Source organism: Leifsonia sp. 2MCAF36, assembly GCF_052115525.1.
Taxonomy (GTDB): Bacteria; Actinomycetota; Actinomycetes; order Actinomycetales; family Microbacteriaceae; genus Leifsonia.
This window is the reverse complement of sequence record NZ_JBFRGV010000004.1, coordinates 47,865-66,533: the sequence shown is the minus strand read 5'-3', so window position 1 is coordinate 66,533 and position 18,669 is coordinate 47,865. Positions and strand designations below refer to the sequence as shown.

The window sequence follows — 18,669 nt, the reverse complement described above, 5'->3', positions numbered from 1 at the left end:
CCGCACGTGACGGCACGTCGGGACCACTAGTCCGCGTCGGCGAGTCCGTACTCGGATCCGGAGCGCGTGCGGAGGACCAGCCCCGCATCCACCAGATACCGCCGCAACGCGACAGGGTCGTCGCCGAAGCGCGCCAGCCGCTCGGTGAGGTCCCGCTCGGCGACGGTCTCGCCCGGTTCCAGGATGGACGCGGCCACGTGCGCGAGCAGCTCCCGCCGATCGTCGGCGCCCGCCGGATAGCGGTCGATCCGGCCGTCGACGCGCAGGAAGCGCTGCACGCCCTGTCGCCGCGGTTGTTCAGCGGACGCCGCTGCGAGGAGGCGGCGGAACACCGCCTCCTCCGGTTGGTCCGAGCCGTCGACGGATCGGACCAGTCCCGCGCTCTCGAGCAGCGCCAGCGCCCGAGCCTTCCGCGCCGGGGCGAGCCCTGCTCCGGCGGGTGTCCCGCCCACGACGAGCTGCGCCCAGACGCTGCGTGCGTCCGCGTTCGCGAGCGCAGCGACGACGGGCCGCCAGTCACCGCCGGCCGAGTCGTCCGCTGGGCCGGACGCGTCCGCTGCCTCACTCATGCTCCCAGTCTGCGCCGACCGCCGCCGAGACGCCGCGCGCTACCTGACCCGACACGCCGTCTCACCGGCGGCAGCGGCGGCGTGTCTCGTCAACTGCATCGCAGGCGAGCGGACGCGGCGGGTCAGCCGTCCTTGCGCAACTGAAGCAGCAGCTCCGGCGCACGGGAGTCGAGCACCCGGCCGCCGATCCGCACCCCGACGACGACGAGGATCGCGCCGAGGACGACCGCGGCCAGCAGTCCAAGCCAACCCCACACCGCCTCCCGGGTCACCAGCGAGACGACGAGCAGCAGGATCTCGGGCAGGCACAGCACCGCGATGACACCCCAAGCGGCGAAGGTCGGACCGAGCAGCGAGATGTTGGAACCAGGGCGCGAACGGAACGGGTTGTCGCCCGGCTCCGGCACCGGGAAGACGAACCGCGCCGAGGTCACCGAGCACACCGCGACGCCGCTCAGCAGCATCCCGAGCGACAGTCCGAGGATGCCCGGAGCGGGCAGCCAGTCGCCTTCCAGTGCCGCGGTGCCCACCGAGATGATCACCACGGCGGGGAGGGCGAAGCACAGCAATGCGGCGGCGCGCCCCCAGCGATCGGCGCGGCCGGGAACGGCTTTGGACACGTGCAGCGCGAACGCAGTGGAGTCGTACGAGACGTCGGCGATCATCCCGATGCCGAGAGAGAACGCGACGACCGGTGCAGCCGCGAAGAGGTAGCCGATCGAGTCGTTGATGCTCGCGTAGAACCACATGACGGCCGGCAGCAGCGGGATGACGAGCAGCTGCCGCAGGTAGCGCGGGTCGCGGAACCAATAGGTCAGGCACCGTGCCGCGATCGCGCCGGCGGCCGTTCCCGGGAACACTCCGAAGAGGCCCGATTTGCCCGGGGCGCGCACGCGCGAGGCGGCGCGAACCGGTGTGACGAGGGACCGCGCCAGCCCCCAGCGCCACACCGCCCACAGCACCGCGAACGTCGCAACCGCGATCAGCAGCCGGAGCAGACCGCCGCCCACGTCCCCTGCGGCGAAGGCGCCCGGCACGGCCCACACCGCTCCGAGCGGCGACCAGCCGAGGCCGGACGCCACGGACGGGAGGGCATCCGCCGAGCGGCGCAGACCGGAGGTGATGCCGATGACGATGGGCCCGGCCAGGATGAGCGGGATCAGAATCAGCAGACCGCTCGCCTCGCGGAACCGTCGCCCCGACGCCAGCCCGCTGGCGATCGACGTCACCGCCCGCGAGATCACGATGCACGTTGCCGCGCCGAGCGCTCCGGTCACCAGGCCGATCGCAGCGATGCCCGGAGAGCGGAGCCACGGCAGGGCCGTCCCGAGCGACGCGATGGTGGTCGCGGCACCCGCGACTCCGACGGCGCCGCTGAGCAGCATCCCCATCATCAGTGGGCGCAGGGCGATCGGATAGACGGCCAGATGTCCCGGGTCGAGGGTCTGCTCGACGCCCGACAGCAGCAGCGGGAAGACGGCCCAGCCGAGCACCGCGGCGGATCCGGCCAGTACGACCGCGGTCGTCGCCACCTCCGCGGGCGCGAACGACAGGCCGACGAGGGCGCCCAGCACGACCAGCAGGCCAACGGTGCCGTAGAGGGCGCCGATGATCACGGCGACGAGCTGGCTGGTGCTGCGACGGAACGAGTTGCGCAGAACCAGCAGCCGCAGCCTTACGAGTGTCGCAACCACTCCGGCCCCTCCCCGACACGACGGCCGCCGACGAGCTCGACGAACCGGTCCTCCAGTGTGGAGCCCGCGCGGACGTCGTCCACCGAGCCGGCGGCCACGACGCGGCCGGCGGTGATGACGGCGACGTGGTCGCACATCCGTTCGACCAGGTCCATGACGTGCGACGACACGATGACCGTCCCGCCGCCATCGACGTAGGTGCGCAGGATGTCGCGGATATTCGCCGCCGACACCGGGTCGACCGACTCGAACGGCTCGTCCAGCACCAGCACGCGCGGCGCGTGCACCATGGCGGCGGCCAGGGCGATCTTCTTCGTCATGCCGGCCGAGTAGTCGACGACGAGCGTGCCGCCGGCGGACTCCAGGTCGAGGAGCTGAAGGAGGTCGGCCGTACGCTGCTGCGCCGTCGGGCGGTCCATCCCGCTGAGCAGACCCGCGTACTCGACCAACTGCTGGCCGGTCAGCCGGTCGAACAGGCGGACGCCGTCGGAGAGGACGCCGACCATGGCCTTTGCGACCAGCGGCTGCTGCCACAGGTCGACGCCGTGGATGAAAACCTGACCGGCGTCGGGACGCAGCAGGCCGGTCGCCATGCTGAGCGTCGTCGTCTTGCCCGCTCCGTTGGGACCGACGAGCCCGTAGAAGCTGCCGGACGGCACGTCCAGGTCGATCCCATCGACCGCGATCTTCTCGCCGAACCGCTTACGCAGTCCACGGATCCTGATCGCAAGTCCGTCGTCCTCGGCCACGCGCACCCCCTCACGTCTCGGGGCGCTCGTCCTTCGGGCGGCCCCTGGCATCCACCCTATCGGCGGCCTCGGACGCTGGGCCGTGGTGTCGCGCGGCAGCGGGTCCCCGGTCGGATGCGGCACGCCGGACGCCCCTGTCGCCGTCAGCGTGCCGCATCTTCGGTCGGCGGGGGAGGGAAGCCCGCCACAGAGGTCATTCGGAGGCGGAGGCGAACCGGATTGGGGAGAGAGCTCCGACTTCGCATTTCCTTGACGTATGGCATCGTTACCATAGCGCGAGAGGGCTTGAGAAGCGTCGGGATCGAGCGTAAGAAACGATCAAGTAACGAAAATCGGCTCCATAGACGCGGTCCCCTTGTGAAGAGTCAACCGCTGCATTAGCGTTCGATGTGGGAAGGATTCCATACTGTCGCCCTCAACCCCGGCAGTAGTGGGCCTGCACCTCTTTCGCTCGGGCGAGGACGCCCGCTGCGACACCACTGAAGGGAAATCAGATGAACAAGAGGCACACCGCCCTCGCCGCGCTGGCAGTCACCGCGTCGGTGGCGCTCCTCGCCGGTTGCAGCTCCAGCGGCGGCAGCTCGTCCGGCGGCAACTTCACGAAAGACGCCAAGGGCAGCCTGAGCGCCTGGGGCTTCGACAACGCCGACGACGTCGGCACCTCCCGCCTTGCATACGCGAAGGACCAGCTCAAGGGCGTCACGATCAAGATCGACCAGACGCCGTTCGACGCGCAGAAGTTCACCACCCGCGTCGCCGGCGGCAACGTGCCCGATGTCGTGCAGATGGACCGCCAGTTCGTGGGTACCTACGCGGCGCAGGGTCTCATTCAGCCGCTCGACCAGTGCTACTCGGTGCACAACGTCGACCCGAAGAAGCAGTACTACTCCTCGGTCGTCGACGACATCACCTACAAGAGCAAGATCTACGCGGTTCCGCAGTTCTATCAGCCGCCGGCGATCATCACCAACGAGCGCGTGATGAAGGCGGCCGGCGTGACCGACGCGGAGATCGACACCTCCAAGCCCGACACGCTCGTCGCCGCGATCAAGAAGATGTACAAGGCATCCGGCAGCAACCCGTCCGTCCTCGGCTTCGACCCGCAGGCGAGCGGTCAGGCGGGCCTCTGGCTCCTCGCCAACGGTGGCCAGATCATCGGCTCCGACGGCAAGCCCACGCTCGACGATCCCAAGAACGAGAAGGGTCTGGAGGTCCTCAAGCAGATCGCCGACGCCCAGGGCGGCTACGCCAAGATGAAGAGCTTCACCGACTCCTTCGACTTCTTCGGCGAGAACAACCAGTTCGTCAAGGACCAGGTCGGTGCCCAGGTCGACGCCCAGTGGTACGTGAACGTGCTGACCCCGTTCGTCGACAAGGTCGACATCGGAGCCGTCCCGTTCAAGAACGCTCAGGGCCAGCCGTTCGCCGTCGCCTCTGGTACGTCGTTCGTCATCCCCGCCGGCGCCAAGAACAAGGACGCCGCGTGTGCGTGGGCCCTCGACCTGACCAGCGAGCAGGCGTGGGAGGCTGCGGGCGCGGCACGTGCGAAGACGCTGGCGAAGACGCCGGGCGCCATCAACACCGGTCTCTTCACCGGGTCCCCGGAAGCGGACAAGACGCTGCGCGCGAAGTACATCAAGCCGTCGGGCAACGCCGGCTTCGACAAGGCCATCTCGACCTACTACGACGTGGTCGGAAGCGGCAAGTCGTTCGGTGCGTCCCCTGCCGGTCAGCAGATCCAGACCGAACTGCAGAACGCGGTCCAGAAGTTCCTGCTGGGCAATGCGTCGGCCAGCGAGGCCCTGAAGGCTGCGCAGGCCTCGGCCATGAAGGCCTACGACCAGTCCACCAAGAGCAGCAAGTAACGCGGCTCGCAGGCAGGGGCGGTCTCCTCCGGGAGACCGCCCCTTCTGCGTTCAATGTGGCTCCAAGGCATGCCCCGAGTGGTGACTTCATGTCGCCACTCGAGCGAAATAGGCGCGTGTACTCACGAGTCGGGCGACAGCCGGCCGGCGGCGCGCCGGTCAGGCAGGCGCCGGAGGGGTCACCGCGGCCGCCTCGGGGAGGTCGGACACCTCCCGCACCCCACGCAGCGCCGTCCACAGCACCGCCGGGCACACCAGCAGCAGCCCTCCCGCGACGATGAGCGTCCAGCGTGCGCCGATCGCATCGCCCAACACTCCGCCGATCAGGGCGCCGAGCGGGAACAGCCCCATCACGATCACCTGCATGGTGGCGTTGACGCGGCCCAGGATGCGGTCCGGGCAGACCTGCTGCCGCACGCTCACCTGGGTGATCGCGTACACGATCTGGCCGAACTCGCCTGCGGCGATCCCGACGACGATGAGCAACGTCCACCATCCCGGCTGGGCGAACGCGCCCAGCAGCGACAGCGGCGCGGTCACTGCGAGAGACAGCCACACGATCCGCACGGAGCCGACAGCGCGTGACAGGCGGGTGGTGAAGGCCGCGCCGATCATCACCGTGATCGAGCCGGCGGCGATGGCGAGCCCGATCAACGCGGGTGGCAGTCCAAGCGTCCGCGACAGGAACACCATGTTGACCGCCGATGCGATCGCGAACGAGAAGTTGCCGAGCGCGCTCGCCAGCGCGGTCGCGCGCAGCACGCGGGAACCGAAGACGAAGGCGAGGCCCTCGGCGACCTCGGTGCGCATCCGGCGGGGGCGCGTCGAGGTGTCGTGAGGCGCCGCCTCGGGCGCCCGGATGCCCAGGAGGCACAGCGCCGACACCGCGAACGACCCGGCCTGCACGAGGATGACGGACGCAGCGCCGATCAGCGACACCAGGATGCCCCCGAGCGCCGGACCCGCCACCTGCCCGGAGGCACGGACGAACTCGAGCGACGAGTTTCCGGCGAGCACCCGATCCCTCCCGATCACGGACGGGAGGTAGCTGCGATAGCCGACATCGAAGAACACGCGGGCGACACCCGCCAGCAGTGAGACCAGCAGCAGCTGCCACATCGTCAGGGCTCCGAGCAGTGCCGCGGCCGGGATCGTCGCCAGCAGGAGCGCACGCACCAGGTCGCTCGCGATGAGCACCGGCCGCCGCCGTACCCGGTCGACCCAGGCGCCGGCGGGCAGCCCCAGCACGGCGAAAGCGATGGTGGATGCCGCGCCCAGCATCCCAACCTCGAACGGGGTCGCCTGCAGCGTCACGACGGCGAGCAGGGGGAGAGCGACGCCGGAGATCTGCGCGCCGAGCTGGCTGGTGGTCTGGCCGGCGAGGAGCAGACGGAAGTCGCGCGAGGCGAACAGAGAGGGGGAAGAGGGTGTCACGACGGCCTTTCGAATCCGGAACAGGTGGACCTCCCACCCGCCGGCTCGATCCGGAAATCGTCGCTAGGGGGGTTAAACTTTACCGGGCGCGGTGGACGGTGTCCAACCGCGCCCGGAATCCGGGGTGAGGATCAGCCCTTGCGACCCTGCGTCGCTACGCCTTCGATGAAGTACCGCTGGCCGAAGCCGAACAGCAGCAGCATGGGCAGCGTCACGATCAGCGCAGCGACCATCACGAACTGGTAGTCCCCGTGCCCGCCGTTGGTCGGGCTGAACGTCGTCATCGCATACGAGATGCCGAGCGGGACCGTGAAGCCGTCGACGCCTCCCGCATTCAGGTAGATCAGCGCCGCCTGCAGGTTGTTCCAGCTGGCCTGGAACTCGAACAGGAAGATGATGATGAACGAGGGGATGCTGAGCGGCATCGCGATCTTGGTGAACAGCTTCCAGTAGCTGGCGCCGTCGAGGCGTGCGGCCTCGAAGAGCTCGCGCGGGAGAGCCATGAAGAACTGCCGTTGCAGGAAGATGTAGAACGCCGACCCGAACAGGTTCATGCCGAACATCGGGATCCACGTGCCGACCAGGCCGAGGTTCTTCCAGATCAGGTACTGCGGCACCATCGTCACTGCACCCGGCAGCATCATCGTGGCCAGCACGAGGCCGAACAGCAGCGTGCGGCCCGGGAACTTGAAGTAGGCGAAACCGAAAGCGACGACCGAGCTCGAGATCGCGACCAGGCCGGCGGCGAGGATCGCGATGACGACGCTGTTCCCGATCCACGACAGCAGCGGCAGCTGATGCCAGACCTCGACATAGTTCTGCGGCGTGAACGTCTTGGGCCACAGGGAGTTGTCGAAGACTTCCTCGCGCGGCTTCAGACTCGCCGCCAGCAGCCAGGCGAACGGGTAGAGGAAGAGCAGCGCGAAGGCGATGGAGACGATCCACATCACGGTCTTGCCGATGACCGTCTTGGGCTTGTACCAGCGGTTCCCGACGGGCCGGTCGCCTCGCCCCTTGGGGGCCCTGCCGGTGTCGATCTGAGCGCCCTCCAGCTCGGAGGCGAGCGGGGCGAGGGCCGCGGCAGCAGTGGACTGGGTCGCGGACGACATCACTTGTCTCCTTCGTAGTAGACGAGGCGGTTGCTGACCTTCACCTGCACGAGGGTGATCGCGAGGATGATCACGAACAGCAGCCAGGCCATGGCCGCGGCAAAGCCGAAGTTGAACTGGCGGAACGCCTGCTGGAAGAGGTAGACCCCGTAGAACAGGGACGAGTCGGGCGACGCGTTCGTCTGATCTCGCCAGAACAGCAGGTACGCCTGGTCGAAGACCTGCAGGGCGGCGATCGTGAGCACGACCACGTTGAAGAAGATCGCCGGCGAGATCATCGGGACGGTGATCTGGAAGAACTTCCGGACAGGTCCGGCGCCATCCAGCGACGCCACCTCGTAGAGCTCCTGCGGCACGTTCTTGAGGGCCGCCAGGAAGATGACCATCGTGCCGCTGACTCCCCACAACGTCATCAGGACGATCGAGGGCTTCACCCAGTTCGGGTCGATGAGCCACTGCGGGCCTTCGATGCCGAAGATCGCGAGGAAGCGGTTGATCGCGCCCGTGTTGCCGTTCAGCAGCAGCAGGAAGATGGATGCGGTCGCGACCGCCGGCGTCATCTTCGGCAGGTAGTAGATGGTGCGGAACGCGCCGGCTCCCCGTCCGATCCAGTTCAGCAGGAGCGCGAGGCCTAGCGCGAAGATGATCTCGAGCGGAACGGCCATGATCGCGTAGAACAGCGTGTTGCCGAGCGACAGGCCGACCTTCGGGTCGTTGAACAGCTCGGTGTAGTTGTCGAATCCCGCCGGGCTGGCGCTGTTGGTAGCCAGGTTGTAGTTGCTGAACGAGATGTACAGGCTGTAGAGCATCGCGCCGAGGGTGAACACGAGGAACCCGACGATCCACGGGCTGATGAAGAGGTAGCCGGCGAGCGTCTCGCGCCGGTTGTACTTGCTCGCGCGCTTCTTGGTCGGCTTGCGGTCGCCGGTCCGGGTCTTGTTGCGTGGCGTATCGAGGACGGCCATCACAGGCCTCCCTGCGTCGCGTCCTCGAGTTCGGTGATCCTCATCGCCACCCTTTCGATCCGTCCCTCGCCTCCATCGGCGGTTGTGGCATCGTTACCACATAGCTGCGACTATAAGTCTTCGCGAGCGGGCCATGCAACCGCGCCCAGCCGTTTCCCGGGAGGGGACCGGCCTGCGCGGATACGAACCCGTCTCCAGTATGTGGGCGGTGCCGGCGGGGGAACTGCCTGTGTGACGCGCACGGTACACCCGCGCTTCCCTGTCGTCAGGGGGCCTTGCGGGCGGTGGATGAGGCGTGGGCCGTGAGCGTTGCAGCCCACGATGGCGGTGGCGGCGGACGCTGACCATTAGTCTGGACTTCGCCGGGCGTCCGGCGCTCCGGCGCCCGTGGGAAGGGTGCCATGATCGAGAACGACGCGGAGGGGGCCCCGCGCCGCGCCACGCTGAAGGATGTCGCGCTTGCGGCCGGTGTGTCGCAGTCGACCACATCCCGTGCGCTGAGCGGCGAGGGCTACGTCGCAGCGGGCGTCCGGGAGCGGGTCGTCGCGGCCGCGGAATCCCTCGGGTATGTGCCGCACGCCATGGCCCGCAGTCTACGGAAGCAGGACAGCAGGACGATCGGCGTGCTGGTCTCCGACCTGCGCAACGCCTTCTACGCCGACCTTGCCGCGGGCATCGCCGCGCGGGCACGCCGCGAGGGCTACACGATGATGCTGGTCGACGACCAGGGTTCCACCGAGGCGGAGATGGATGCGGCCCGCGCCTTCGTCGCAACCCGGGTCGCGGGTGTGATCGTGACCCCGCTGTCGGGCGACGTCTCCGACTACCTGGTGCGCCAGCACATCCCCGTCATCGAGGCGGACCGCCAGTTCTCGGCGGGTCGCTGCGATGCCGTCATCATCGACAATGCGGGCGTCGCCAAGCGGATGACCGACCACCTGATCGACCTCGGCCACCGCCGCATCGCGCTGTTCATCGACGAGACCACCTGGACCACCGGAGGCGAGCGCGCCGCCGGCTACCGCAACTCTCTGCAGGGCTCCGGCATCGCCGCCGACCCGTCGCTCGTGATCTCGACCGGCTGGGACGCCGACGGCGCCCGCAAGTCGGCGATCGACATCCTCGCCCGCAGGGACCACCCGACGGCCATCTTCGCGGCCAACAACCTCCTCGCCGAGGGTGTCTGGCGGGCGACGAACGACCTCGGGCTGCGCATCCCGGAAGATGTCAGCGTCGTCTCGTTCGACGACTCCCAGTGGATGAGCATGGTCAGCCCCGGCATCACGGCCGTCGCCCAGGACGCGGTCTCACTCGGCGAGACGGCCCTGGGGCGCCTGCTGGAGCGACTGAAGGACCCCGGTGGCGAGCCGCAGACCACGGTCCTCGAGGCGCAGGTGCTCCCGCGCGGCTCGACCGCAGCGCCCCGCGCGCTCTAGCCGCCGCCCCCCGCGCACCTCTCCCCGCCGACGCGGTCGAGTTGCGACATGATGCGGCAACTCGCCACGAATAGGGACAAGTACTCGCGCCTCGGGCGCCTGCGGCAGGCGAGGTGCTCGCAGTTGCGGTGTCTCGCGGCGTGTCGACGACGACTACGAGCACCTCGGGGGCCTGCCGGAGTGGAAACGATCCCACAGTTGCGGCAGGATGGGGCGCATGACCCGCTCCGTCGACGTTCTCGTCTTCTCGGCCACGTCCGCGGGAGTGGCGGCCGCGGTCGCCGCCGCCGAAGGGGGCGCTCGCGTGCTGCTGCTGGAGCCGGGCCGGCACCTGGGCGGGATGACGTCCGGCGGCCTCGGATACACCGACGTCGGCGACGTGCGGGCACTGGGCGGTGCGGCCGCGCGCCTCCGAGCCGATATCGCCCAGCACTACGGCACCGCACCGGGTCGCTACGCGGGACCGGAGCCGCACGTCGCGGAGGCGATCTTCCGCAGCTGGCTCGACCGGGCCGGCGTCGAGGTGGAGTTCGAGGTCGGGGTCCGTGCAGTGGAGACGGCGGAGGGACGCGACGGCCGTGAACTGCGCGCGCTGATCACGACCAGCGGCGAGCGGATCGAGGCGGCCGCATTCATCGACGCGAGCTACGAGGGCGACCTCCTGGCGGCGGCGGGCGTCCCGTACCGGGTGGGCCGCGAGGACCGCTCCCTCTACGGCGAACGGTTCGCCGGACGTCAGGAGCTCCTGCCGGGCATGCACAACATGCCGCCGTGGGTCTCTCCCTTCGCGGGCGACCCGACCGGTCGGGTGGAGGGACGCATCCTGCCGCAGCTGCACGACCGCCCCCTCGCCGCGCTCGGCGAGGGCGACGGCGGTGTGATGTCGTACGGCTACCGGGTGTGCCTGACGACGGCTGCGGACCGCATCCCGTTCGACCGGCCGGCGGACTACGACGACGAGTACTGGGAGCTCGGGCGGCGCCTGTTCGCGCGGGATCGTCGGGAGGGTGTTGAACGCAGCGCTGGACGCATGCTGGGGCTGGAGCCGAACCTCCCGGGCGGGATGGCCGACGGCAATTCGCTCGGTCCGTTCTCGTTGAGTGTGCTCGACGGCTCCGCGTGGGAGTACCCGGACGCAGCGCCGGAGCGGCGGGAGGAGTTGAGGCGCCACCACATCGCGCACACCCGCGGCTTCCTCTACTTCCTGTCGCACGACGACGCCGTCCCGTCGGCGATCGGGCAGGAGCTGTCGTGTTGGGGCCTTCCGCGCGGCGAGTTCGCCGACACCGGCCACCTCCCGCACCAGCTGTACGTGCGCGAGGCGCGTCGGATGGTCGGCGAGCGTGTGCTCACCGAGCACGACCTGGTCGCGGGCGCCATTCCGGCCGACACCATCGCACTCGGTTCGTACCACATCGACATCCGGGAGGTGCAGCGCGTCTGGCGCTGGGTGTACGAGCATCCGGAGCCGATCGGCTCCGTGTTCACGGAGGGCTACCTGTCGGTTCCGGTGCCGGTGTACGGCATCCCCTACGCCACGCTGCTGCCGCGGCGCGAGGATGCGTCGAACCTCCTGGTCCCCGTCTGCCTGTCCGCGTCGGCGGTGGCGTTCGCGTCCGTGCGGATGGAGCCCCAGTACCTGATGACCGGCCAGGCGGCGGGTGCGGCGGCGGCGCTCGCTGTGACCACCCGGCGCGCGGTGCACGATATTCCGTTCGACGTGCTCACCGAACGTCTGCGCGACGGCGGCCAACGACTGAGTCCGGCCTGAGCACGGCGCGACACTCGTGTCAATCCCCCTGACACGACAGGATTTCGGTGCCGTGTTCAGGCACTATGAAGGAATGGGAAAACTCGTCTACGGCGCCGGACAGGAGTACGACCTCGACGATCGCGTCCTCAGCCACGTCAAGCTCGCCATCGTCGCCAAGCTACGCCGTCACGAGAGCTTCCTCCTGAACTGGGATGTGCCGGTCGAGCAGGGCTCCGGGCGCGTCTCGTTGTGGATCAGCCGCGAGGTGCCGCTCGCCTTCCAGTTCAGTGGCAGCCGTCCGCCCGCGATCAACACGCAGTGGCTGGAGGCGCTGATGCACACCTCGCAGCGCACCGGCGGCATGGTGATCATGCCGGAGGACGAGATCAGCCGGCACATCCCGTAACCGCCCCGCACCGTCCCCGCGGTTCGTCAATCCCCTGACTTCGGAGCGCATCGACTTTAGCTTTGCTTGCATGGGCAATATGGCAGCGACGGCTGTGTTGATGATGCTGCCGCGTCGTGCGAGGACGCCCGTCGCGGTGCTGGTGGACGGGCCGGTCCCCTCGTCGCTCCGGCTGGATGTCTTCGGCGGCCACGACCTGTTCGTACGGATGCGCCGGGGGCCGGGCGTGCACGGGGTGAGCGAGCCGTACCGGGAGCAGTCGCGCGACGACTTCCCGGTGGAGTCCGACCCCGCCGTCGTGGTGACCTCCGACCGCTTCGCCCAGGGACGCTTCGCCTGCTCCGCCTCGGTGTTCGGGGCCTCCGATGTGGTCGTGTTCGTCCCGCTCGATGACGACGGCGAGGCGCCGCCGCGCGTCAGCATCCCCATCCCGTCGCTCGACCGGCCGTCGTGGCACCGGTTCGAGCTGGTTTCGCGCACCCGCATGGAGTGCCGCTACCGCGTCGCCACCCCGAGCGACGCCGTCCCGAGCGGAGGTTCCCGTGCTCTATCAGCTCTCTGAGGTGGATCACCTGCTCGATGAGGGCGCCGGTCTGTTCGTGCGCTACTCGGCCGGTTTCGCGTCCGATCTGGAGGAGGGCTCGTTCGACGCCGAGTCCGGCCTCGCCCTTCCCGGCCTGCCGGCGCATCCGCTCGACCCGGAGGCGTGGTGGACGCTGCCCCGCGTCGAGTGGGTGGCCCGACAGCTCAGTCGCCTGCCCGCCCCACGGCATGCGCCGCAGGACGGCTCGCGGCCCGAGCGCTTCGCGTGGCTGCTGCGCGGGCGCGGCGTCGGCCACGCTCCGGACGGCGAGGTGCTGGTCGCCGAGGTGGAGGTGGTGGGCCGCCTCGCGGAGTGCCTGATCGACCAGGCCGACCGCGTCTGGGGTGCCCGGTTCGACGCGGAGCTCGGGCGTCGCGAGACGGAACTGGTGTCGGTGGCGCATGCCTGACGGCTTCGACGCCCGGTCCGCGACACCCGGGGTGGATGCGACGACAGTGGATGCGACGGCGGTGCTTCAGCTCATCTCGGACAGCCCCTCGGGCGGCACCGCGATCGTGCTGCGCCGACCGGAGGCGCCGCCCTTCGTGGTCATGGGCGACGACTCCGAGGAGGGGTTCTCCCGGTTGCGCCGCGGCACGATCGCCTACGGGGTGCCCGAGTCGTACCAGGCGCTGCCGCGCGACATGATCCGCGCCGGGCACATCCTGCATGTCCGCGATGACCACCGGCCCGCCCGCGTGGACAGGGCGGGATCGATCTTCGGCCCCTCACCGGAGAAGCTCTGGGTGCCGCTTGATGACGACCGCCGGCCGTTCGAACGGATGCGGATCCCCATCCCGTCGCTGGAGCGCCCGGCGTTCGTGGAGTTCGCCCTCGAGTCCGACGGAGACGTCTTGGAGTACCGCCTGCACGGCGAGGCGCGCTTCGGCGACGGCTACATCTGCTCGTACTGCGGCAGGCTGTGCGCGCAGAAGGAGCCGCACACCGCTGCGCACGGCGTCGCCGGGCACACCCACGCCGGCGTCGCCGCCGGGCAGGAGCAGGAGCCGCCGCCGTTGACCGGCCCACTGGAGCTGGGCCACCCCGGTTCCGGGTCGCAGCTGTGAGCCGTGCCCTGCGCCTGCTCGTCTGGCAGGTCCACGGCGGCTGGATGGACGCCTTCGTCCGCGGACGGCACACCTACCTCCTGCCGCTGGACTCGGCGGGCGAAGGAGGCGTCGGCGCGCGCGACTGGCCGGCGAACGTGGTCGATGTGCCGGAGGCGGAGCTCGCCGCCACACCGTTCGATGCGGTCGTGCTGCAACGGCTGGAGGAGTTCGACCTGGTCGAACGGCTGACCGGGCGCACGCCCGGCGTCGACGTCCCCGTGGTGTTCGTCGAGCACAACACGCCGCAGGAGGGCGTCCCGAGCTCACGGCATCCGCTCGCCGATCGCGACGACGTCGTCATCGCCCACGTCACGCATTTCAACGCGCTGTACTGGGACACCGGATCCACTCGCACGGTGGTGATCGAGCACGGTGTCGTCGACTACGGAACCTTCTACACGGGCGAGCTTCCGCGGGCGGCCGCGGTCATCAACGAGCCGGTGCGCCGCTGGCGGGTGACCGGGTCCGACCTGCTCGGCGGCTTCAGCGCCGTGGCGCCGGTCGACGTCTTCGGGATGCGGGTGGACGGGCTGGCACAGGCACTGGGTGTGGGCGCGGACCGGGTCGTCGCCGCCGGCGACATCGCGGCCCCGCGGTTGTTCTCGGAGATCGGCCGGCGGCGCGTGTACGTGCACCCGAACCGCTGGACCTCTCTCGGGTTGTCCCTGCTCGAGTCGATGACCGCAGGCGTGCCGGTGGTCGCTCTGGATGCGACGGATGCGCGGCGCGCGGTCGTCCCGGGTGTCGGCGTGGTCTCGACCGACGTGAGGGAGCTGCACGACGCGGTCCGTGCCTTCGTCGACGACCCGGGACGCGGAGCGGAGGCCGGGGAGCGGGCCCGCGAGTGGGCGCTCGAACGGTTCGGGCTGGGCCGGTACCAGGCGGACTGGGACGAGCTGCTCGCCCGCTGGGTGGGCTGACCGGAGCGCGCGTCAGCCGTCGCGTGCGTCGCGGACGTCCCGCTCGGCTTCACGGACGGCCCGCTGCGCGTCGGAGAGCCTGTGCCGGAGATCGCGTTCCGCCGACCGCGCCTCCGTAAGGTCGTCCATCACGCGCTGCAGCCGGCGCTGCAGACGTTCGCGTTCGGCCTCCAGGTCGCCGCGGCGGTCGACCGTCTCGTCGAGCTCGTCGTCGACCGTTTCGGCGTCGCCGCGCGCACGTTCCAGCGCCTTCTCGGCGGCGCGGATGCGGCGCTCCCGTTCCCGGCGCTCGCTGGGCGACTCGACCGGCTCGGCGGGTGTCTCCGCCTCTCCCGTGGCCGCCGCTGTGGCCGCGTCGGCCTCTCCACCCGCGGCGGCCGCCTTCCGCCGCCGAGGCGCAGGCGCCGCGAATTCCTCGATCTCGACGGGCAGGGCTACCGCCTCAGACACGTCGACCTGCTCCAGCCCGGTGGACTCGAGGGCGCGGAGGAGCATCCCGCTGCGCACCGCGGCGGCGGCCGCCGGGTCGATCACGGCCGCCTGGAGGGTCTCCTCCACCTCGCGCTGCACGGCAGGGCTCAGGTCGAGTCCCTCCGTGGCGCGCTGGAGCAGCCGCTGCCGCTCCTGGGTGAGCGAGCGGATCTCGGCCCGGTCCCTGGCGGCGAACGCGTCGCGCATCCTGGTGCCGATTTCGAGGACATCGCCGACGAGGTCCGGGTGGTCGCGCATGAGAGCGTTGATGGCGGCGGCTGAGGCGGACGGTTTTCTCAGCGCCTTGATCTGCTTGGCCGTCGGCTTGTCCGCTTCGGCGGCTGCGGCGTTCCGCCTGGCGATGAAGTCGCCCGGAGCGGCGGCGTAGAGCTCGCCGGCCACATCCCGCAGGTCCATGCCGCGAGTGTACGCGTGGGCATGTGGATCATGGGAGCGGCCCACGGACCGGAGTCCGCGGGCCGCTGTCGGTGGGCTCGTGTCGCCTGCTGTCAGGCGCGCGGCGCCTTGGATGCCTTCACGGCGGCGAAGTACTCGCTCGATGGCCGCAGCCAGATCAGGACGACGGCGACGACGGCCGCGGCGAACTGGAGGAACCCGGTCCCGAAGCCGTTGATGATGTTGAGCAGCGACAGCACCGTGAGGACGGTCAGCACGATCCGGGCCCAGTTCGCTCCGCGCCGCATGAAGACGGCGAAGAGGACGAACGTGACAGCCCAGAAGATCAGCGTGATGATGGCCCAGACGGTCGCACCGGCGATGATCGCGTCCGTGGCGCTCTGCACGTCGATCTTGGCGCTCTGGCTGGAGTTCTTCAGCGCATCGGCGATCTGGTTGCGCTGGTTACCGATAGTGGCGAGGGTGATGATGCCGCTGATGACGCTGAGCACGGCGCCGGCGACGAAGAGCCAGAACGCGATCTCGACGGTCCGCGGCGGGGCGCTCGGCGCGACCGCAGGTGTCGCGTCCGTCGCTCCGTACGCCGGGTAGGCGGGCGGCGGCGGCGGTGCGGCGGGGAAGCCCTGGTCGGGGCCCGGCGATGCGGGCGGCGCGGGCTGCGCGGGCTGCGCGGAGGGCACAGGCGGCGGGGTGACCGGCTCGCCCGCCCCCGCGGGTTCGGTGGGTCCGGCGGGGCGCGGCGTGCTCTCGTCGTCAGGGTTCGTCATGCCGCGACGATACTCCCGCGCGGAACGCCCTGACTAGGGTCGACGGCTGGGCCACCGGCGGCGACCCTATCCCGCCGGCCTCTAACCGGGCGCGTCCCCCGACCGCAGCGGCGGCGCCGGCGCCAACGGCTGCGTCGCGGGCCCCTCCAGCACCGTCCCGTCGGGGGCGAACCGCGAGCCATGCAGTGGACAGTCCCAGGACAGTTCCGCGTCGTTCCAGCGGACCACCCCGCCGAGGTGGCTGCACACCGCGGTGAGGGCACAGGTCGTCCCGTCGACGGTCGAGACGGCGACGGGCGCGCGACCGCGGCGTCCCACCGTTCCGGTCCCTTCGGCGACCGGGTCGTCGCCGATTTCGGGAGCGTTCTGCGCGGCCGCCCATTTACTCAGGGCCGCCTTGCCGACGGCCGCGTTGAGGGCGACCCCGGATGCGATGTCGCGCGGCCGGGTGACCCGGTGGTGCAGCACGCGCGCCCACTCCAGGGTCTCGCCGGTCAGGTCGGCCGTGAGGCTCAGGGCGGAGGCGACCGCGTTCGTCATCCCCCACTTGTCGTAGCCGGTCGCCAGGTAGACACGGCCGCGCCCGCGCGGCAGCCAGCCGACGAAGGGCACCCGGTTCGCCGAGCGGTAGTCCTGCGCCGCCCACCAGTGGGTGCGCTCGGCGCCCGGGAACATCCGCTCCGCCCAGGCGGTCAGGTCGGCGAGTTTCTCGGCGGGGGAGTCCGCACGCCCGGCCGGGTGACCGTTGCCGCCCACCAGGAGCAGCTCGCTGCCGTCCGCTGCCGTCGCCGTGCGCAGCGACCGGGTGGGCGAGTCGGCCGACAGGTGCATTCCGCGCGGGATGCCGCGCGGCACCCGGTAAGCGGTGACATAGGACCGCGTGGGCTCGACCTTGGCGAAGTAGAGCCCGCGGTCGAGGATGGGCGTACCCGTCGCGAGGACGACCTGGTCGGCGCGGGACGTCCCGGACGTGCTCGTCACGACCGCGGGCTTCGCGGCCGAGACGTCGGTCACCCGCTCGCCCTCGACGATGCGTCCGCCGAGACGCCGGATCTCGTCGGCGAGCGCTGCGAGCACCTTCAGCGGGTGCACCTGGGCCTGGCCGGCGAGGGTCAGAGCGCCTTCGACGGCGAAGGGCAGCTCCGTCGTGCGCTCCTCGACCGCGTCGAGGCCGGCGGTGCGGGCGGCGGCGAGTTCCGCATCCAGCTTGTCCAGTCCGTCGAGCGTGGTGGCATACGTGACCGCGTCGCGGACCTGGAACGGCACCCGCTGCTCTTCGAGGAAGTCGAGCAGCCAGCCCTGCCCGGCGGTGTTGCCGTCGACGTAGGCGCACAGCACCGCGTCGGAGGCGTGGCGGCGGATGGACGACAACGTCGTCCCCTGCAGCAGGCTCACCTTTCCGGTCGTGTTGCCGGTGGTGACCGCGCCGACGGTGCGAGCCTCGAGCACCAGCACGCGCATCCCGGAGCGGGCCAGCATGAGGGCGGTCGCGAGTCCGGTCAGGCCGGCGCCGACGACGATCGTGTCGTAGTGTCCGTCCCACTCGAACGTGTCGGTGGCGATCGGCGGGGCGGTCTCGAGCCAGAGGGACGTCGTCGGCATGAGACGAGCATCCCCCGCCGGGCTCATCGGGGGAAGCGGTCGGGTCGGCTTCCGTTCGTCAGGCGAGCGAATCGAAGTCGAACCAGAAGGCGTCGTCGTCGTCCTCGCCGGACGCCGTGCCGGTGGAGACCGGGTCGCGCGGAATGGTTGCCGTCTCGATCCGCACGCGCGTCTGGCTGGTCACGAAGATCTCGCTGGGAGGCCGGCTCGACTGTGCGATCGAGACGAAGTCGCCGTCGTCCCGGCTCGCTCGAACGACGTTGCTCTTCAACTCCTCGACCGGGGCGCGGTCGACGAAGGTGAACCTCAAGTCGTCGATATAGACGTGGAACACCTGCATTACCTCTCCCGCTTCCCGTTACTCGCCTGATAGTACGCGGCGGACGCGGTTGCACCAGTGCAGCCGGGTATCGATGGATGTCACAGCAGGTCGAAGTCGACGTCCGGCAGCTCCTCGGTGCCGTGCTCGACGAAGGTGGCCCGTTGCGGGCCCAGTACGGCGATCCTGCCCTCGAGCTCCTCGACGAACGCCTCGTCGCGGAGTTCCTCGCCGACGAAGGGCTCGTTCTCGGCGAGGATCTGGCTGGCCGGCCCGAGAAGCATCAGCACCTCGCCCGTCAGACCGCCCTCGATGATGGCCGGGGCGTGGACCTCGGCCGAGTCGTTGTTGTGCGCGAGGGCGGCCGCGTAGCGCACCAGGACGTCGGCGATGTCGTCCCCGGTGAGGAGAGACCCGCTTGCATAGTGGATACGCTTCATCCCCCATCCATACGATCACCTGGGCGAGAGGTCAAGGTCGTCTGCGAAACCCTTGCGGTCC

The 18,669-nt window shown here is 70.1% G+C and carries 19 protein-coding genes; 8 read left to right on the top strand and 11 right to left on the bottom strand.

Annotated elements, in window-relative coordinates:
- Positions 1-26 precede the first annotated feature (26 nt).
- From AB4079_RS07565 to AB4079_RS07555, 3 genes are all read right to left on the bottom strand, one after another.
- Entirely contained in the window at positions 27-569 is a 543-nt protein-coding gene (locus tag AB4079_RS07565) for a DUF2087 domain-containing protein (RefSeq protein ID WP_441786677.1), read from the bottom strand.
- A 122-nt stretch (positions 570-691) separates the two neighbouring features.
- Complete coding sequence (locus tag AB4079_RS07560) at positions 692-2,263, bottom strand: transporter (protein WP_441786676.1); 1,572 nt, start codon at positions 2,261-2,263, stop codon at positions 692-694.
- Complete coding sequence (locus tag AB4079_RS07555) at positions 2,245-3,063, bottom strand: ABC transporter ATP-binding protein (RefSeq protein WP_441786675.1); 819 nt, start codon at positions 3,061-3,063, stop codon at positions 2,245-2,247. The genes AB4079_RS07560 and AB4079_RS07555 overlap by 19 nt, the downstream gene beginning before the upstream one ends.
- A gap of 443 nt (positions 3,064-3,506) precedes the next feature.
- Between AB4079_RS07555 and AB4079_RS07550 the strand changes: the two genes are divergently transcribed.
- A complete protein-coding gene (locus tag AB4079_RS07550; RefSeq protein ID WP_441786674.1) occupies positions 3,507-4,877 on the top strand; it encodes an ABC transporter substrate-binding protein in 1,371 nt (456 codons plus the stop codon).
- Positions 4,878-5,036: 159 nt separating this feature from the next.
- Here AB4079_RS07550 and AB4079_RS07545 read toward each other — a convergent pair whose 3' ends face one another.
- The 3 genes from AB4079_RS07545 to AB4079_RS07535 all read right to left on the bottom strand — a co-directional run bounded on the left by AB4079_RS07545 (position 5,037) and on the right by AB4079_RS07535 (position 8,385).
- A complete protein-coding gene (locus AB4079_RS07545) occupies positions 5,037-6,311 on the bottom strand; it encodes an MFS transporter (protein WP_441786673.1) in 1,275 nt (424 codons plus the stop codon).
- A 131-nt stretch (positions 6,312-6,442) separates the two neighbouring features.
- Positions 6,443-7,420 carry a carbohydrate ABC transporter permease gene (locus AB4079_RS07540; RefSeq protein ID WP_441786672.1) on the bottom strand — a complete coding sequence of 326 codons (978 nt, stop codon included), beginning with the start codon at positions 7,418-7,420 and terminating at the stop codon, positions 6,443-6,445.
- Complete coding sequence (locus tag AB4079_RS07535; RefSeq protein WP_441786671.1) at positions 7,420-8,385, bottom strand: carbohydrate ABC transporter permease; 966 nt, start codon at positions 8,383-8,385, stop codon at positions 7,420-7,422. Before AB4079_RS07535 ends, AB4079_RS07540 begins: the two co-directional genes overlap by 1 nt.
- Before the next feature lie 401 nt (positions 8,386-8,786).
- Here AB4079_RS07535 and AB4079_RS07530 point away from each other — a divergent pair, with 401 nt between their 5' ends.
- From AB4079_RS07530 to AB4079_RS07500, 7 genes are all read left to right on the top strand, one after another.
- Positions 8,787-9,821, top strand: a complete 1,035-nt coding sequence (locus AB4079_RS07530) for a LacI family DNA-binding transcriptional regulator (RefSeq protein WP_441786670.1) — start codon at positions 8,787-8,789, stop codon at positions 9,819-9,821.
- A 217-nt stretch (positions 9,822-10,038) separates the two neighbouring features.
- Positions 10,039-11,592, top strand: a complete 1,554-nt coding sequence (locus AB4079_RS07525; RefSeq protein WP_441786669.1) for an FAD-dependent oxidoreductase — start codon at positions 10,039-10,041, stop codon at positions 11,590-11,592.
- A 73-nt stretch (positions 11,593-11,665) separates the two neighbouring features.
- Complete coding sequence (locus tag AB4079_RS07520; RefSeq protein ID WP_441786668.1) at positions 11,666-11,980, top strand: DUF7882 family protein; 315 nt, start codon at positions 11,666-11,668, stop codon at positions 11,978-11,980.
- A gap of 70 nt (positions 11,981-12,050) precedes the next feature.
- Complete coding sequence (locus AB4079_RS07515) at positions 12,051-12,542, top strand: hypothetical protein (protein WP_441786667.1); 492 nt, start codon at positions 12,051-12,053, stop codon at positions 12,540-12,542.
- Positions 12,523-12,972, top strand: a complete 450-nt coding sequence (locus AB4079_RS07510; RefSeq protein ID WP_441786666.1) for a DUF6098 family protein — start codon at positions 12,523-12,525, stop codon at positions 12,970-12,972. The genes AB4079_RS07515 and AB4079_RS07510 overlap by 20 nt, the downstream gene beginning before the upstream one ends.
- The gene (locus AB4079_RS07505; protein ID WP_441786665.1) at positions 12,965-13,630 is read left to right on the top strand and encodes a hypothetical protein; all 666 of its coding nucleotides are present in this window, start codon (positions 12,965-12,967) and stop codon (positions 13,628-13,630) included. The genes AB4079_RS07510 and AB4079_RS07505 overlap by 8 nt, the downstream gene beginning before the upstream one ends.
- Positions 13,627-14,592, top strand: coding sequence for a glycosyltransferase (locus tag AB4079_RS07500; protein ID WP_441786664.1), 966 nt, complete (start codon positions 13,627-13,629; stop codon positions 14,590-14,592). The genes AB4079_RS07505 and AB4079_RS07500 overlap by 4 nt, the downstream gene beginning before the upstream one ends.
- Before the next feature lie 12 nt (positions 14,593-14,604).
- On the opposite strand, the gene AB4079_RS07495 is transcribed toward AB4079_RS07500, so the two are convergent.
- From AB4079_RS07495 to AB4079_RS07475, 5 genes are all read right to left on the bottom strand, one after another.
- The gene (locus AB4079_RS07495) at positions 14,605-15,480 is read right to left on the bottom strand and encodes a hypothetical protein (protein ID WP_441786663.1); all 876 of its coding nucleotides are present in this window, start codon (positions 15,478-15,480) and stop codon (positions 14,605-14,607) included.
- Positions 15,481-15,572: 92 nt separating this feature from the next.
- Positions 15,573-16,247 (bottom strand): hypothetical protein, encoded by a 675-nt coding sequence (locus AB4079_RS07490; RefSeq protein WP_441786662.1) that lies wholly within the window; start codon positions 16,245-16,247, stop codon positions 15,573-15,575.
- A gap of 81 nt (positions 16,248-16,328) precedes the next feature.
- A complete protein-coding gene (locus tag AB4079_RS07485; RefSeq protein WP_441786661.1) occupies positions 16,329-17,849 on the bottom strand; it encodes an FAD-dependent oxidoreductase in 1,521 nt (506 codons plus the stop codon).
- Positions 17,850-17,907: 58 nt separating this feature from the next.
- Positions 17,908-18,189 carry a hypothetical protein gene (locus AB4079_RS07480; protein WP_441786660.1) on the bottom strand — a complete coding sequence of 94 codons (282 nt, stop codon included), beginning with the start codon at positions 18,187-18,189 and terminating at the stop codon, positions 17,908-17,910.
- Positions 18,190-18,269: 80 nt separating this feature from the next.
- A complete protein-coding gene (locus AB4079_RS07475) occupies positions 18,270-18,608 on the bottom strand; it encodes a hypothetical protein (protein WP_441786659.1) in 339 nt (112 codons plus the stop codon).
- Between the last annotated feature and the right edge of the window lie 61 nt (positions 18,609-18,669).